Origin of the sequence: Chryseobacterium urinae (genome assembly GCF_030518295.1) — a bacterium.
In the GTDB taxonomy this organism is placed as follows: Bacteria; Bacteroidota; Bacteroidia; order Flavobacteriales; family Weeksellaceae; genus Chryseobacterium; species Chryseobacterium mucoviscidosis.
Genome location: NZ_JAULSJ010000018.1, coordinates 73,186 through 90,120 on the forward strand (window position 1 = coordinate 73,186; position 16,935 = coordinate 90,120).

The window sequence follows — 16,935 nt, forward strand, 5'->3', positions numbered from 1 at the left end:
GAAATTGACCTATTTTTGGATTTAAACGCCAAGAGCGCTAAGTTTTCTTTTCAAAATAACTCTGTTGATTTTTAAGTTTGCAAAGGCGTTAACACTTATTGAAGACCACAAAGATTCTTATTCTGACTGATTTTGGACCTTCAAAAGTTTCTTGTCTCTTTCGTTGTAAAATCTATTTTAAAATTTTACTCTGGCAAACAAAATCACTTACCGGAATGTCTGTTTGAGAAATTGCGTTGAACCCGCCTTCAATTTCACTAAAATTGCGGTAGCCTCTTGCCTGAAGAATACTTGCAGCCATCATACTTCTGTAACCTCCTGCACAGTGAAGATAGAAATGTTCTGCCGGATCGATTGAACTGATCCATTCGTTGATGTATGCCAAAGGTTTGTTAAATGCTTCATCTATATGTTCTGCATTGTATTCACTTTCTTTTCGGACATCAATAATTTTCGCTTCTTTTTCTTTAATTTCCTGTTCAAATTGCTGTGCGGAAATTCTGTTAACGGAATCTATTTCTTTTCCGCTGTCTTTCCATGCGTTGAAGCTACCTTTTAAAAATCCGAGAACATTGTCAAATCCTACACGGCTTAATCGGGTCACGGTTTCTTCCTCTTCATTTTCGTTGGTAATGAGCAGAATTGGCTGTTTTACATCCACTACCAAAGCTCCGACCCAAGGTGCAAAATCGCCATTCAGTCCAATATTGATGGATTGCGGAACAAATCCTTTTACGAAGTCTTCGTTATTTCGTACATCCAAAATCAAAGCACCTGAATGTTCTGCCATTTCTTCAAATTCATCAGGGGAAAGTGCCTGTAAACCTTTAGACAAGACTTCATCGAAACTGTCGTAGCCTTTTTTATTCATCGCCACATTCATTCCAAAATAAGCCGGAGGCGGAAGAAGTCCGTCTGTAACCGCTTTGATGAAACTTTGTTTATCTCTCTGATTCAAGGCGTAATTGGTTTTCTTCTGATTTCCCAGTGAATCTACCGTTTCTTTCTGCATATTTTTTCCGCATGCAGAACCCGCTCCGTGTGCCGGATAAACGGTAATGTCATCATCCAAAGGTAAAATTTTGCTGTAAAGACTTTCATAAAGTAAGCCTGCCAATTCTTCCTGCGTCATGTTTGCTGCTTTCTGTGCCAGATCGGGACGTCCAACATCGCCTAAAAACAGAGTATCTCCGCTGAAAAGAGCCGTTTCTTTTCCGTTTTCGTCAATCAGAAGAAAAGAGGAACTTTCCATGGTATGACCGGGTGTATGAAGAACTTTTATGGTGATACTTCCTACTTGAAAGGTCTGATTATCTTCTGCAATAATGGCTTCAAATTCAGGTTTTGCTGTGGGACCGTATACAATCGGTGCATTCGTTTTTTTGCTTAAATCTAAATGTCCGCTTACAAAATCCGCGTGAAAGTGGGTTTCAAAAATGTATTTCAGCGTAACGTTATCTTTTTTAAGACGCTCAATATAAGGCTGGGTTTCTCTTAGCGGATCTATAATTGCCGCTTCACCGTTAGAAACAATGTAATAAGCTCCCTGTGCAAGACATCCTGTATAAATCTGTTCTATTTTCATTTTTTCTGATTTTAAATTTTACTTATTTTTCTGATACAAATTTCCGAGTTTAAGATTTTCTGTACCGCTACTTTTGTTACAGAAGGGTTTTTATTTTTTTGAACACAAAGACACTAAGATTTTTTTAACTATTGTGATTTTTGCGTTTCACAAAGCCGCTAAAGCTTATAAGAGATTGAACTTCATGGTTATTCTAATTAAAATTAACTTTAAGTATAAGTTTTGGCTAAAGCCTATTGTTTTCTTGATTACTAAAATGGGCTGAAGCCCATTCCTATTGATACTTTTGCACTGTTTTTACATCAAACTCACGTTAAAACACTATGTCCTAATTACTATGTTTTTTTGGGTGTCAGAAAGCCGATAAAGCTTATAAGAGATTGAACTTCATGGTATTTTAATTAAAATTAACTTTAATCGAAATTGAGTACAAATTTTGGCTAAAGCTGATTGTTTTCTTGATTATTAAAATGGGCTGAAGCCCAATCATATTGATACTTTTGCACTGTTTTTACATCAAACTCACGCTTTTTTGAATATCATAATGATGCTAATGTTTATAATAGATTGGATTTTATAGTATTTTGCTCTATAGATTTAAAAAAACTTTGATTTTTTTACCCCGAATTTCTCGCAGTCCGACCTGAGTGGAGTTCTTTTATTTTTTACAAAACAAAAAGATTGGGAGCCCTTCCATAAACTCAGGATAAACTACAGGCGGAAACAGATGCCCTAATAAGAAAAAACTACAAAAAAAGTTCTTTGACGATGATGTAAATTCCCATCACAAGAATGAACCATCCGAATGCAGGCTTGAGTTTTTTTCCGTCGATTTTTTTGGATAACTGCGAACCGATGATGATACCGACAATAGCAATTGATGAAATGGTGGCTAATAATTTCCAATCGATTTTCACAGCATTCATTGATGAGAAAAATCCGATGAGCGAATTAAGCGAAATGATAACCAGCGAAGTTCCGATGGCTGCTTTCATTGGGGTTTTGAGGAGATTAACAAGAGCAGGAATGATCATAAATCCGCCTCCGGCTCCGACTAAACCTGTTAAAATTCCGACAACAGATCCTTCTCCTGCAGCCAAAAGGGTACTGTTTTTCTGTAAATCTGATGTTTCAGTAACACAATCTGTAGTTTTCTGAATCATTTTGTAGGAAGCTAAAATCATTAATCCTGCAAAAATTAAAAGCAATAGAATATCTTTGGTTACCACAAAGTTGCTGACTGTAACAACTTCATCGGGAATTAAGGGTACAATATAATTTCGCGTCAGGAAAATGGAAATAATGGACGGAATGCCGAAAACAAGTGCTGTTTTAAAATTCACCAACCCTTTTTTGAAATAGGAAACTGAACCGACCACACTGCTGATTCCGACAATAAAAAGGGAATATTCTGTTGCCAGAAAAGCATCTAATCCGAAAAGGTAAACCAAAACGGGAACGGTAAGAATGCTTCCGCCACCACCGATTAAACCTAACGAAATTCCTATTAAAACAGAAGCGAGATATCCAAAAATTTCCATGTTTTCAACTTTACAATGCAAAATTGAAGATATTGGAAAAGGTGTACCGCTACTTTTGTTACAGAAGGATTTTCATACCGTGTTTTTTAAGTTTGCAAACTCGTAATATTTTTTTGATTGCGAAGTTCGCTAAGATTTTTTTTACTACTATCCTTTTTTAAGTTCGCAAAGTTACTTCGACAAGCTCAGCATAAACTATTCACTTAGATAGGATCGCAAAGAGTTTTGTCTAATCTTCTAAAATTGTAATTTTATTTCGTCCGAGCTGGAGTTTTCCGGAGTCTTCAAGCTGTTTCAGGAGTCGGGAAACGACGACTCTGGCGGTTCCGAGTTCATTGGCAAGCTGTTCGTGGGTGATTATGATGGTTTTGGAATTCAGAATTTCAGATTTTTTGTGAAGAAGATTCAGCAGTCTTTCATCTACTTTTTTGAAAGCGATCGCATTGATGATATCCAAGAGTTCTTCAAAGCGCTTATGATACAGCCTGAAAATATAATCGAGCCATTCCGGATATTCTTTAATAAACAATGAAACCTTGTCAACAGGCAGAAACAGGATTTCGGTATCTTCTTCTACTTCCGCTTTTACGATGCTTTTTTCATTATGCATTCCGCCCAGAAAAGACATAATGCAGCTTTCACCTGCTTTGATGTAGTACAGAAGAATTTCCCGACCATCTTCTTCGGTACGGATCACTTTCATCATCCCTTTCATCACAATTGGAATAGAACGGATGGACGAATTTTCATCCAGAATAATATCGCCTTCATTATAGGTTTTTGTAACTCCGTATCTGTAAAGCTTTTCCACCAGTTCCGGCGAAGAAGTAAATTCTGAAGAAAGCACTGAATCCTGCATAATAAAATTTCTAAGGCTAATTTACACCAATTTCGTCAACAAAAAGCCATGCTTTAGAATCTGCACCCGGATTTCCCGCAGGAATAATGCCTGCATTTTCTATTTTAACCTTAATGTATTTTGAATTCTGACTTCCTACATTCACTTTAATTTTTCCTTTTGCTGAAAGGATTTCTTCTTTTCCGACTTCTTTTATTAACTTAAAATCTGAGCCGTTGTCTGATACAAAAATCTGAGCCGATTTTGCGAAATGAATCCAGCTTCCTTTATTATCCAGTGTATTGAAATAAACTTCCGAAAACTGAGTTTTCTGTCCGAAATCAATGGTTGCCACCACATCTTTTCCATTAAAACCAAGCCATGTTTTTCCCAGTTGTTTTTGGTTTCCTGTAATTCCGTCGATTAAAGTAAAAGCTCCGCCGAAAGAATAATTTTCACTTGGCTGTTCTTCTAATGTAATTTTTTTTCCGGTTGTTTTGGATATCGTGAAAATTTGGGAAGATACAGCGCTTTTAAGCTGTCCATTTTCGAAATAGGCAGATTTAACCGTCATTGATTTTGAAATCTGAACAGGATTTTTATAGGTCTGAGAATTAGCTGAAGGATCTGTTCCGTCCACTGTGTATCGGATTCCGTCCGGATTTTGTGAGGTTGAAAGTTCGTAAGCTACTCCATTTCCAGAAGAAATTACTTTCCCTGAAACATTGTAAATGCTTTTGGCGTAATTCACTCCCATTTTATCCAGATTTTTGAATTCATTTACTACTCTTCCTTCAAATTCCTTATAATTTTTAGGATCAGCAGTTCCCCATCCCACTTCAGAAAGCGCCAGTAATCTCGGGAAAATCATATACTGAACGCGGTTGAAATCAAGAATATACTCGGTCCACAAATTTGCCTGAACTCCTAAAATATATTTTGCCTGTTCAGCATTCAGTTCTTCGGGAATTGGATTGTAAGAATAGACTTTATCCAAAGGCGTAAATCCTCCGAAAGCGTTCGGCTCGGTTGCCGGATCTCCCTGATAATGATCGAAATAACAGTAAGATCCGGGCGTCATAACGGCAAAATGACCGGATTTTGCAGCTTCTACCCCGCCTTTAATTCCTGTCCAGCTCATAACTGCGGCATTCGGAGCCAGTCCACCTTCCAGAATTTCGTCCCAACCGATGATTTTTCTGCCTTTTGAATTCACATATTTTTCAATTCGTTGGATAAAATAACTTTGAAGTCCGTGCTCGTCTTTCAGGTTATTTTTTTTGATTAATTCCTGACAATGAGGGCATTCTTTCCATCTTGTTTTCGGACATTCATCGCCTCCGATGTGGATGTATTGCGAAGGAAAAAGTGCAATTACCTCATCCAAAACATTTTCTAAAAAGGTAAAAGTTTCGTCTTTCGGACAGAAAACATCATCAAAAACGCCCCATTTTGTGGCAGGTTCGAAAGATCCTTTTGTACAGGCTAAATCCGGATAGGCGGACAATGCAGCTAAAGCGTGACCCGGCATTTCAATTTCGGGAACTATGGTAATATGTCTTTCCTGAGCGTATTTTACGACTTCTTTAATCTGATCCTGCGTATAAAAATAAGGCCCGTAAGGTTTTCCGTCGAAGGTATTATCAACATACGCTCCAATCATCGATTCCTTACGTTTTGAGCCGACCTGCGTTAATTTCGGATATTTTTTGATCTCAATTCTCCAACCCTGATCGTCGGTTAAATGCCAGTGAAACGTATTCAGTTTATACATGGCGAGATAATCGATGTATTGTTTTACTTCTTCAACGGTGAAAAAATGTCTGGAAACGTCCAAATGCATTCCTCTCCATTGAAATTTTGGGGAATCATGGATTTCGAGAGCAGGAATTTTACCGTCTTCTGAAGTTTTTATTAATTGTAGAAGAGTTTGAATGCCTTGAAAAAGACCTTCAGGGTTCTTCCCAACAACCATAATCATTTCGTTGCTGATATTTATAATGTAATTTGAATTAAACTCTCGTTTATTATCAATTTTTAAATCTTTATTTAACAGTAGCGAAATAAAATTTGGCTTTGTTTTTTTTATGTTTTGAGATGAATTTTTTGGATAGATTTTTTTAAAATTATCCATAAAATATTTGTATTCATTAGATTTTTTGTCTCCCACGAAAAGTGTATTCCCGCTTACCTCGAAATTCCCTGTTTTTAATTCAACCTTTTGCGGATAGGGAATTAAATTTAATCTGGTTTGAGTAAAAAAGAGACTTGAAAAAAGCACAGAAAGTACCAATAAAAAACTCTGCATTTTGTGGATTTAAGATTTAAGCGAATATACTTATTTTCTGAAAATTTTAAAGATGATTTAACTTATTAAGGAACAAAACATCTAATTTTGCAAAAAATAAACGATGAGAAAAACATTTCTTTTGATAGGCGGACTTTTATTTTCAGTTTCCTCACAGGCACAGATTTTAGATGTTATAAAATCTACCGTGAAAGATCAGACGGGAATTGATCTTAACAATCCTAAAGTTCCGGCTCAAACCAACGGAACCACAACCACGCCAAAAACGACAACAACAGCATCATCCGTTAATCTGGGAAGTCTTACATCAACCCAAATTTCTTCTGGACTAAAGGAAGCTCTGAGTCTCGGTGTAAATGAAGGCGTGAAAAAATTAGGCGTAACGGACGGTTTCCTGAAAAATGAAGCGGTAAAAATTTTAATGCCCGAAAAACTGAGAAAAATCGACACTACTTTACGCTCTATCGGGTTGGGAAGTCTTGCAGACCAGGGCGTAAAATTGCTGAACAGAGCTGCGGAAGATGCCGTAACGGAAGCTGCCCCGATCTTTACAAAAGCGATTACTTCAATGACGATAACGGATGCTAAAAATATTTTACTGGGAAGTAATAATGCAGCGACAAACTATTTACAGACTAAAACTCAATCGCAATTATTTACAGCGTTTCAGCCAAAAGTAAAAGCGTCACTGGGAAAAGTGGGAGCCGATAAAGTCTGGAGCAATATTATTTCTAAATACAATACTTTCACAGGGCAGGCTGTAACTACAGATCTTAATGAATATGTAACCACAGAAACCATTAACGGGGTTTTCAAAATGGTGGCAGAAAAAGAAAGCGGAATCCGAAATACGCCTGCCATGAGAACCACAAGTATTTTGCAGAAGGTTTTCGGAGCTCAGGACGGTAAATAATATAAGCTAACTGAGACTTTATTCTCTTTTAAAACAAAAATACCATCCATCTTGCAGACTGCAGGATGGATTTTTTATGTCTGATAAAGATTTACACGGTTTTTTTTTAAAAACTAACTGATAATCAAACTATTGCATTTCATTAATTAACCTCAGACAAAATGGTATTACTTTGATAAGTTCTACGTCTTTGTATATCTTAAAAGCTGAATTCCTGATAATTGAATCTATTTGTTCAACCATTGCGGTTAAGAAGACTTATCCCGAACTCACGTTAATTAATTATATTAGACTTAGTTCATTACAAAGATTTGTGATCTAAATTGTTTTTAATTTAAATGCTGATAAGTTTAGAGTAAAGCCAATTGATTCCTAATTGTTAAAATGAAATAAAGCCTTCTCTTATTGATTCTTGTATCGTTATTATTTTGAACTTTTAGGACATTCAAATTGTTGTGGAAATATTAGACGAATTTTAACATGAAACTGAAAAATAACTCTAATTTTTGCAAGATTTTTTTTTTCAATCATTTTTACTTTTTTAAATGTTTCTTTTTTCACAGAGTTAAGAAAAAACATCCTTCTTGCTATTGATTTTGGGAGATTTAAAAAGAAGAATATTTTATAAAACATGACAAAAATCACATTTTAAAATATATAATCAACAAAATAAATTACTGAATATCAATTATTTAAAATTTAAAGTTAACATTGTATTAAAAAAAATAAAATTTTTATTAAAAAAAGTTTAATATAGAAGCCAGATAATAAAATCAAATTGCGCAATCGATTACACAAAAGTTTTTAATTCGTTTTTTCAACAGAATTTCGGGAAGTAGCTAAGCTCTGATTCTTATTGAAAAGAAAAACATTTAATTAAAAAAAAAACTAAAATTATGTCATCTGAAAAAATAGCAAAATCCGGCTTTCTGATTCGAAAAAAGCTTGCTGTTTTGTTTCTGTTTTCCTCTGTAGCAGTTTTTGCGCAGCAGGGTAAAGAGGTAAGCGGAAAGATTACTAACAGCAAGCAGGCTCCTGTTCCTAACGCAACGGTGAAGGAAGAAGGTACAGAAAATTCTGTTACTACAGATGCTGAAGGAAATTTCATCATCAAACTGCTTAAGTATCAGTCTTCGCTTTCTGTTGAAAATGAAGGATTTCAGTCGCAGATTATCCCGGTGAACAACCGTTCTTTTATCGCGGTTCCGTTAAAGGAAGAAAAAACAAAAAGCATCGAGCAGATTGTACTGGTAGGTTACGGCAGCGTTAAAAAATCAGATCTTACAGGATCTGTAAATACTTTAAGTACCGACAAAATTATAGAACGAAATACTACAAGTGCACTGGAAGGTATTCAGGGAAGTATGCCCGGAGTACAGATAACTTCGAATTCTGGGAGAGTGGGCGATGGTTTTAAAATGACAATCCGCGGAAATAACTCTCTCATCTCATCCGGAAATCCATTATATGTTGTAGACGGAGTTCCTACGGATAATATCGATTTTCTGAATCCTCAGGATATTGCCAGAATGGATATTCTTAAGGATGCTTCTTCTGCTGCAATATACGGTTCCAGAGGAGCGAGCGGAGTGGTTTTGGTAACCACTAAAAACGGAGCTACCGTAAAATCCGGAGTAAGTGTTTCTCTGGAAACTTCTTATGGGGTAAGAACTGCCGCCCGTTTACCGAAAATGATGTCCGGAGAAGAATGGTGGCGCTTTCATCAGGCAGCATATCTCAGCGCAAATCCTATGACCCAGACTCCTGCACAACTGGCAACACTTGCCGGAAACCAGAGTCCTCTTCTTGTACAGAGAGCCAATAACGGTTATAATTTCGACTGGTATGATGCGGTACTTCAGCCGGGTTCTACCCAAAATCATTACATTAATGTTTCGGGAAGGTCTGAAGGAGGACTGGGATATAATTTATCTTTCGGTATTCAGGGAAATGAAGGGATTATTGCCAATGATTCTAACGACAAGTATACTTTTAAACTGGGAATTAATCATAAGATCAATTCTAAATTTACAACTGGTGCTAATATAACGGTTGCAAGAACTGTTACAGAATACGGAAGTGATCTTGCCATGAGATCGGCATTCAGTTTCAGTCCGCTTATTTCGCCTTACGCAGTAGATGCAAATGGAAACGATATTCCGGGACAACTGTTTTTATTACCCGGAAAACTTACATATCCGGACGGATCCTGGGCAATTAATAAAACAAGTACCATCAACCCTCTTCTGGAAATTGCCAACTCCAGACAAAATGAAAGGGTGTGGCAGACTTTGGGAAATTTATTTTTTCAATATCAGCCTAAAAAATGGCTTTCTTTAAAAACTACATTTTCTGCCGGATTTTCAAACTCAAGACTTGGAATCTCCAATACAGCGGAAACAAATGTAGGTATTGCGCTTAACAGACTCAACTCTGCTTCTGTAGGCAAAACTGAAAATTTCAATTATACGTGGGATAATCAGATTGATATAAAACATACTTTTAAAGATGTTCATGATGTAAGTCTATTGTTGCTGCAAAGTATTTACTCTAATGAAGAAGAATCTTCCTATGGCTATTCTAACGGACAGCCTTTTAATTCTGAATTTTATAATCTGGGCTTCGGACTTCAGAGCAGTTATCAGCTTCAGGCGGCTCCTTACATGAAGAGAACTCTTAATTCTTATGCTGTACGACTGAATTACGGGTTTAAAGACAAATATTTATTGACGGCATCTACCCGATGGGATGGTTCCTCGGTATTATCCACCGGCAATAAGTGGACTGCTTTTCCTTCTTTAGCATTGGGATGGAAAATAAGTAAGGAATCTTTTCTTGAAAATGTATCTTCTATTTCAGAATTAAAACTAAGAGCAAGTATCGGATATACCGGAAACGACAATGTTGCACCTTATCAGTCGCTTGCATTACTGGATCAGCAGACTTTTTATGCTAATGGCAGTACACTCGTTCCGGGATTACAATCCTCCGTTTTCGCGAATCCGCTCCTTACATGGGAAAAAACAAGGGAGCTTAATTTCGGGCTGGATTTCGGATTTTTAAAAAACAGAATCAGCGGTACTGTTGATGTATACGACAGGCTTTCCGATAATCTGATCTACAGACAACAGCTTCCCGCAGAAATGGGGATTAAATATACCTACTCGAATGTAGGATCTGTAAGCAACAAAGGGGTTGAAGTATTACTGACCACAAAAAATATTAAAAGTAAACTCATAAACTGGGAGACGACTTTTACCTTTACGAAAAACGTAAATAAACTCGAATCTATTTACAATCAGGATCAGGTAAGCGATAAGGGAAATCTTCTTATTTTAGGTTCCAGCTTAAACCCGAATTTCAATTATGTGTACGACGGAGTTTGGCAGGAAAGTGAGGCAGCGCAGGCAGCCGCTTACGGGCAGACTCCGGGAATGGCACGTCCGAAAGATCTTAACGGCGACGGAAAATTTGATGCAAATGACAGAACGGTTATCGGCAGTTCGGTTCCGAAATGGCAGGGAAGTTTTTACTCCAGATTTACGGTAGGGAAATTCGATTTCAATTTTTCTATTATTACCAGTCAGGGACAAACGGTTCTCAGTACTTTTCATCAAAATTTTGCTGATGTTTCAGACAGAGGCCGTCAGAAAATGGCGATGGAATATTTTGTACCAACTAATAGTGCAGGACTTGCTGCTAATGCCAATACGACAAATCCAAGACCGGGTCCGGTTGCTACAGGAGCAGGAGCATTTTGGTCTACAGGATTCGGGTATTACAGAGATATTTCTTTTGTGAAGGTAAAAAACATTTCACTTGGATATACTTTTGATTCGGAATTCCTCAGCAAAATAAAGATGAGCAATCTCAGAGTTTACATTAATGTTCTCGATCCTTTTGTATTTACCAAATTCGACGGATATGATCCTGAATGGGCAGCCGCAAATATCGGGATCAACAGACCGGCTTCTATTACTACACAATTAGGACTAAGTGCTAAATTTTAATTCTACAATCATGAAAAAGATATTCTTAACATTAATTTTCGCCGCCTCAATTTTCAATTCCTGCAGCGATTTTCTCGAAGAAGAAAGTTTGTCTAATGCTCCTGCAGACGACGCCTATAAGACTGCGGTAGGGTTTCAGTTACTTGTGAACACCGATTATGCATGGTTAAAAAGTATTTATGGTGGAGATCCGTGGCTTTTTGTAGCGGGTACAGATATGTATGCGGAAGGAAGAACGCCGGAACCGGCAGGTCTCAGCCAATATACTCAGCTTATTCCCGCTTCAGAAGGTGTGGATCAGTTATATACATCCTGTTATCAGCTTATTCAGGCGGTAAACAAGACTGTATACTATTCTAAAATTACAGAACAGACTGCCAATGTTCCGGTATTGGTGGGAGAAGCAAGGTTTTTAAGAGCCAATGCATATTTTCTGCTGGTGCAGACGTATGGCGGAGTACCTATTGTAGAGGAGAACTTTACTTTGCCAGTTCTTCAGTTTGACAGAAATTCAGCAGAACAAGTATATACATACATCATCAATGAGTTGAAAGCTTCACTTGCAGCCGTAGGAACACAAGCTTATTCTACCAGCGGAAAAGTTAATAAAAGAGCAGTGAATGATCTTTTGGCAAAAGTATACCTTACCCGAGGCTATGAGACTTTCGGTTCGGCTTCAGATTTTGCAACTGCGGCAACGTATGCAGATGCAGCCATCGCAGGACAGGGATTAACAATTTCTCCTGCTGATTTATTTTACCCTGGTAAAGATCTTAATGCTGAAACTATTTTTTCTGTACAGTATGATTTTACCTCTACCAGTACATCTCCTACTACCCTTGGAAACAAGCAGTTTTACTACTTCAGTTCATATCTTGGCGGTGCAGAAACCAATGGTAACGCTCCGTTAAGAAGTTATAATCTTTGCCCGACATCTTACGCATTGAATTTATTTAAAAAAGGAGATCTGAGATGGGAGTCTACCTTTATGAACGTTGTGTATGAAAGATATTACGACTTTTTCAGAGTAGCAGATAAATCTACGCTGAGAATTAAACATTTTTATGAACCTTTATGGTATACCGCAGCAGATAAAACAGCTTGGCTGTCTGCCAATGCTTCAAAACTCGCCCCGGGATTTGTTTACCACGACAAAGGAACTTTTGATGCGGCTTATACTTTGGTGAAGAATCTGGATTACCAGACCATTCCTGTGAAAAAGTTTGATGATCCTTCCCCTTCAACTCCATCCAGCACGGGAGCCGTAAGTACGAGAGATATTATTGTTTCAAGACTTGCAGATACGTATCTTATTGCAGCAGAAGCCTATTTGAAATCAGGAAATTCTGCTTTAGGACTTTTAAGACTGAATGCAGTAAGAGCAAGAGCGGGAGTTCCGGATGCTACACCGGCAGAATTTAACATCGATTATATTCTTGATGAACGCGGCAGAGAAATGCTTGGAGAATACAACAGATGGTTTGATCTTAAGCGTACAGGAACTCTTATTACAAGAACTGTACAGTACAATTATAAAATTACAAGTGCTTCTAACTTCAATGGTAATAACGGAGCCAAGAAAATTTTAAGACCTATTCCGCAGACGGTTTTAGATCTTAATCAGAATAAAAATTTTCCGCAAAACCCAGCCTATTAATATACTATTCAAAAAAATAATCCGCCTTTATGAGACGGATTATTTTTTTATTGTGCTAAAACTGCATTTCCGGAATTTCTCCTTCAATAATCAGATCAGCTTCTGTAGATTGTATAATGTGCTCCACAGAAACTCCCGGAGCTCTTTCAACAAGTTTAAAACCCTGAGGCGTAACATCTAGAACGGCTAATTCTGTAACCACTCTTTTCACGCAGTTTACTCCGGTTAAAGGTAGGGTACATTTTTTAAGTATTTTACTTTCTCCTGCTTTGTTTACGTGCATCATCGCAACGATAATATTTTCTGCCGAAGCTACAAGATCCATTGCTCCGCCCATTCCTTTCACCATTTTTCCCGGAATTTTCCAGTTGGCAATATCTCCGTTTTCGGCAACTTCCATGGCTCCCAAAATGGTAAGATCCACTTTCTGCGCTCTTATCATCCCGAAACTGAACGCCGAATCGAAGAAGGAACCTCCGTCTAAGATGGTAATCGTCTGTTTTCCGGCATTGATGACATCTGCGTCTTCTTCTCCCTCAAAAGGAAATGGTCCCATTCCTAAAACTCCGTTCTCACTCTGGAACTCTACCGAAAGATTATCCGGAACGTAGTTGGCAACCAATGTGGGAATTCCGATTCCTAAATTTACATAATATCCGTCTTTTACTTCTCTTGAAATTCTTTGTGCAATTTGTTCTTTAGTCAGCATAGCTTAATCTTATCCTGCCAAATTAGCCATTTTTTCAGAATTACGAAATAATTTTCTTTCTTATCCTATGATAAATGTTACTTCTTAAATTGTTGTAAATTTGTACGCTTTAATTTAAACGATGAAAATTTTATTACATTACCTTAAACCTTATAAGTGGCTGATTATTATTTCGCTGTTTTTAGCTGCTGTAAATCAGGTATTTTCTTTATTTGCACCTGCCATTACAGGGAATATATTAGACAAACTTGTTACCCATCCCAATTTTTTCGATAAAGAGAAAACCCTTCCGAGAAATATGGAAGAATATCTCTACGGAACTGATATCTATCATGGTGTTTTCTACTTTTTAGGGCTTTTAATCGGTACTGCAATGATCAGCCGTATTGCAAAAGCGTTTCAGGATTATGTGGTGAATGTGATTATTCAGAAATTCGGGGCTAAAATTTTTACGGACGGTCTGAAGCATTCGATGAGGCTTCCTTTTCAGGAATTTGAAGATCAGAGAAGTGGTGAAACGCTTTCTATTTTAACGAAGGTTCGGGAAGATTCTGTAAAGTTTATCAATAATTTCATTAATGTCTTTTTTGGAATTTTAGTTAGTATCATTTTCGTTTCTGTATACGCGATTCGTCTGCATTGGTCGATTATGCCGGTTTATGTAGTGGGAATTATTTTTATTGCAGTGGTAACAAATTTATTAAGCAAGAGAATAAAAACCATTCAGAAAAATATTGTCACCGAAACTACAAATCTTGCAGGAAGTACCACGGAAAGTCTCAGAAATATTGAGATCGTAAAAAGTCTTGGACTGACCAATCAGGAAGTTGAACGTCTGAACAACAATACCTATAAAATTCTTAATCTGGAACTAAGAAAGGTTAAAAGCATCCGTTCTTTAAGCTTTGTACAGGGAACTCTGGTTAATTTTTTACAGCAGATCATCACATTTACGTTGTTGTTATTAATTTTTAAAAATATTGTAACTCCGGGACAGTATTTATCGTTAATGTTTTACGGATTCTTTATTTTCGGACCGATGCAGGAAATTGGAAATATCATCATTTCCTACCGTGAAGCACAGGCTTCGCTGAATAATTTCGACCGTGTGATGAAAAAAGAAGTGGAACCGAAACCTTTAACACCGAAGAAAATCGGAGCTATTGAGGAGCTTGAGTTTGAAAAAGTTTCTTTTCAGCATCAGACTGCGCATTATAAGGCTTTAAGTTCTATTTCCTTTAATGTTAAAAACGGAGAAACCATTGCTTTTGTAGGGCCAAGCGGTTCGGGAAAAAGTACTCTGGTAAAACTGTTGGTGGGATTGTACAGACCGCAGGAAGGCTCTATTTTATATAACAATATTGACGGGAAAGAATTTGATTTTGATGAACTGAGAAACCAGATCGGGTTTGTAACGCAGGACACTCAGCTTTTTGCAGGAACTATTAAAGAAAATCTTTTGTTTGTAAATCCGTCCGCAACGGAAGAAGATTTGCAGCTGGCTTTAAAAAAATCAAGCTGTACCGCTCTTCTGGAGCGTGCTGAAAACGGAATTAATACCGTGATTGGTGAAGGCGGACTAAAACTAAGCGGTGGTGAAAAGCAGAGAATTGCGATTGCAAGAGCGTTACTGAGAAAACCTCATTTACTGATCTTTGATGAAGCTACTTCCGCACTGGACAGTATTACCGAAGAGGAAATTACCACAACCATTAAAGAAATTTCAAAGGAAAAAGAGCAGATTACGGTTCTTATTGCACACCGTTTAAGCACGATTATGCACGCCGACAGAATTTACGTTCTGGAACGCGGACAAATTGTAGAAACCGGCTCTCATCTTAATCTTATTGAAGAAAAAGGTTTGTATTATGCCATGTGGAGACAGCAGATCGGGGAAAGAAAAACTTTGGTGTAGATAAGGTGGAAGTTGGAAGCGGGATGATGGAAGTTTATATATGATTGTGAGATTCTTCGCTTTTGTTCATAATGACAATTAGGCTTTTATAACTAAAATAAATTACCCCGAATGTTGATTTCGGGGTATTATTTTTATGAAGAAATTTAAAATTAATCTCTTTTTCTAACGGTTCTCTGCTCGATTCTTTTTTCGAATTTCTCACCCTGAAAAATTCTCTGAATCATGATTCCCGGAATGTGAATCTGGTTAGGATCCAATTCTCCCGGCTCTACCAATTCCTCTACTTCTGCAATGGTAATTTTTCCTGCTCCCGCCATCGGATGATTGAAGTTTCTTGCCGATCCTTTAAAGATAAGGTTTCCGGCGTGATCTCCTTTCCATGCTTTTACAATTGAGAAGTCCGCTTCATAAGCATATTCCAGAATGTGGGGTTTTCCTTTGAAATCTTTTACTTCTTTTCCTTCCGCTACTTCCGTCCCGAAACCTGCCGGTGTGTAAAAAGCGGGAATTCCAGCCTGCGCCGCTCTGCATTTTTCTGCCAAAGTTCCCTGTGGAGTAAGTTCCACTTCCAGTTCTCCTGAAAGCATCTGTCTTTCGAATTCTGCATTTTCTCCTACATAAGAAGAAATCATTTTTTTGATCTGTCTTTTGTGAAGCAGTAATCCCAAACCGAAATCGTCTACTCCGGCGTTGTTTGAAATACAGGTTAAGTCTTTTACATCACTCTCTACCAAAGCATTAATTGAGTTTTCAGGAATTCCGCAAAGTCCGAATCCTCCTAACATTAATGTCATTCCGTCTTTAATGCCTTCGATGGCTTCCTTTGCATTTTTTACTCTTTTATCTATCATGAAATATTAGATTTTTCTGTTGGCTAAATTTAATAATTTTTCTCATATATCCGGTGTTCAGGATTTTTTGATTTTTTTCGTGGTCTGAAATTTGGATAGTCTACATCATCACCCCACAAATATTTATATTATGGAAGCAAAAAATATTTCAAGAATTGCACTCGGCGCATTTTTAATTACCGCAGGAATAGGACATCTTACTTTCGCAAGGAAAGAGTTTCAGGCACAGGTTCCGGAATGGGTTCCTCTGGATAAAGATGATACTGTTGTTTATTCGGGAGTTGCCGAAATCGCTTTAGGAACGGCAATGATCGCAACACCTAAAAAATACAGAAAAAATATGGGAAGAATTGTTGCTGGATTTTTCGCGGCTGTTTTTCCCGGGAATATTGCCCAATACAAGAACAGAAGGGATTCTTTTGGACTGAACACGGATAATCAGAGATTGGGAAGACTTTTTATGCAGGCTCCGCTGATTGCATGGGCACTGAAATCTACTGATGATTGATTTTTGAATGTCAAATATTGAGCCACGGAGAATATTTTAGCCCAGATTGAGCGGCATGTCTGAGCTCTTTTCTTAGTTTCGGGGGGGGGGGGGGGGG

At 37.5% G+C, this 16,935-nt stretch carries 11 protein-coding genes; 5 read left to right on the forward strand and 6 right to left on the reverse strand.

Annotation, left to right across the window (positions count from 1 at the left end; translation table 11 throughout):
* Nucleotides 1-172: 172 nt before the first annotated feature.
* The 4 genes from QWT87_RS12775 to QWT87_RS12790 form a co-directional block, all read right to left on the reverse strand.
* Nucleotides 173-1,585: an MBL fold metallo-hydrolase gene (locus QWT87_RS12775; protein ID WP_302716396.1), complete on the reverse strand. Its 1,413-nt coding sequence runs from the start codon at nt 1,583-1,585 to the stop codon at nt 173-175.
* Between the two features lie 746 nt (nt 1,586-2,331).
* Entirely contained in the window at nt 2,332-3,126 is a 795-nt protein-coding gene (locus tag QWT87_RS12780; protein ID WP_302716397.1) for a sulfite exporter TauE/SafE family protein, read from the reverse strand.
* Nucleotides 3,127-3,355: 229 nt separating this feature from the next.
* Nucleotides 3,356-3,985: a Crp/Fnr family transcriptional regulator gene (locus QWT87_RS12785; RefSeq protein WP_302716399.1), complete on the reverse strand. Its 630-nt coding sequence runs from the start codon at nt 3,983-3,985 to the stop codon at nt 3,356-3,358.
* A 16-nt stretch (nt 3,986-4,001) separates the two neighbouring features.
* Nucleotides 4,002-6,272 (reverse strand): glycoside hydrolase family 20 protein, encoded by a 2,271-nt coding sequence (locus QWT87_RS12790; protein ID WP_302716400.1) that lies wholly within the window; start codon nt 6,270-6,272, stop codon nt 4,002-4,004.
* Nucleotides 6,273-6,375: 103 nt separating this feature from the next.
* Between QWT87_RS12790 and QWT87_RS12795 the strand changes: the two genes are divergently transcribed.
* The 3 genes from QWT87_RS12795 (at nt 6,376) to QWT87_RS12805 (ending at nt 12,852) form a co-directional block, all read left to right on the forward strand.
* Nucleotides 6,376-7,185, forward strand: coding sequence for a DUF4197 domain-containing protein (locus QWT87_RS12795; RefSeq protein ID WP_302716401.1), 810 nt, complete (start codon nt 6,376-6,378; stop codon nt 7,183-7,185).
* A gap of 896 nt (nt 7,186-8,081) precedes the next feature.
* Nucleotides 8,082-11,195, forward strand: coding sequence for a SusC/RagA family TonB-linked outer membrane protein (locus QWT87_RS12800; protein ID WP_302716402.1), 3,114 nt, complete (start codon nt 8,082-8,084; stop codon nt 11,193-11,195).
* 10 nt (nt 11,196-11,205) lie between these two features.
* Nucleotides 11,206-12,852, forward strand: a complete 1,647-nt coding sequence (locus QWT87_RS12805; protein ID WP_302716403.1) for a RagB/SusD family nutrient uptake outer membrane protein — start codon at nt 11,206-11,208, stop codon at nt 12,850-12,852.
* Nucleotides 12,853-12,907: 55 nt separating this feature from the next.
* Here QWT87_RS12805 and QWT87_RS12810 read toward each other — a convergent pair whose 3' ends face one another.
* Complete coding sequence (locus QWT87_RS12810) at nt 12,908-13,561, reverse strand: CoA transferase subunit B (RefSeq protein WP_087711093.1); 654 nt, start codon at nt 13,559-13,561, stop codon at nt 12,908-12,910.
* A 121-nt stretch (nt 13,562-13,682) separates the two neighbouring features.
* Between QWT87_RS12810 and QWT87_RS12815 the strand changes: the two genes are divergently transcribed.
* Entirely contained in the window at nt 13,683-15,476 is a 1,794-nt protein-coding gene (locus tag QWT87_RS12815) for an ABC transporter ATP-binding protein (protein WP_302716404.1), read from the forward strand.
* A gap of 152 nt (nt 15,477-15,628) precedes the next feature.
* Here QWT87_RS12815 and QWT87_RS12820 read toward each other — a convergent pair whose 3' ends face one another.
* On the reverse strand, nt 15,629-16,330 hold the full coding sequence (locus tag QWT87_RS12820) for a CoA transferase subunit A (protein WP_029297233.1): 702 nt from the start codon (nt 16,328-16,330) through the stop codon (nt 15,629-15,631).
* 130 nt (nt 16,331-16,460) lie between these two features.
* On the opposite strand from QWT87_RS12820, the gene QWT87_RS12825 reads away from it, so the two are divergent.
* Nucleotides 16,461-16,838 carry a DoxX family protein gene (locus QWT87_RS12825; protein WP_076393154.1) on the forward strand — a complete coding sequence of 126 codons (378 nt, stop codon included), beginning with the start codon at nt 16,461-16,463 and terminating at the stop codon, nt 16,836-16,838.
* Nucleotides 16,839-16,935: the final 97 nt, after the last annotated feature.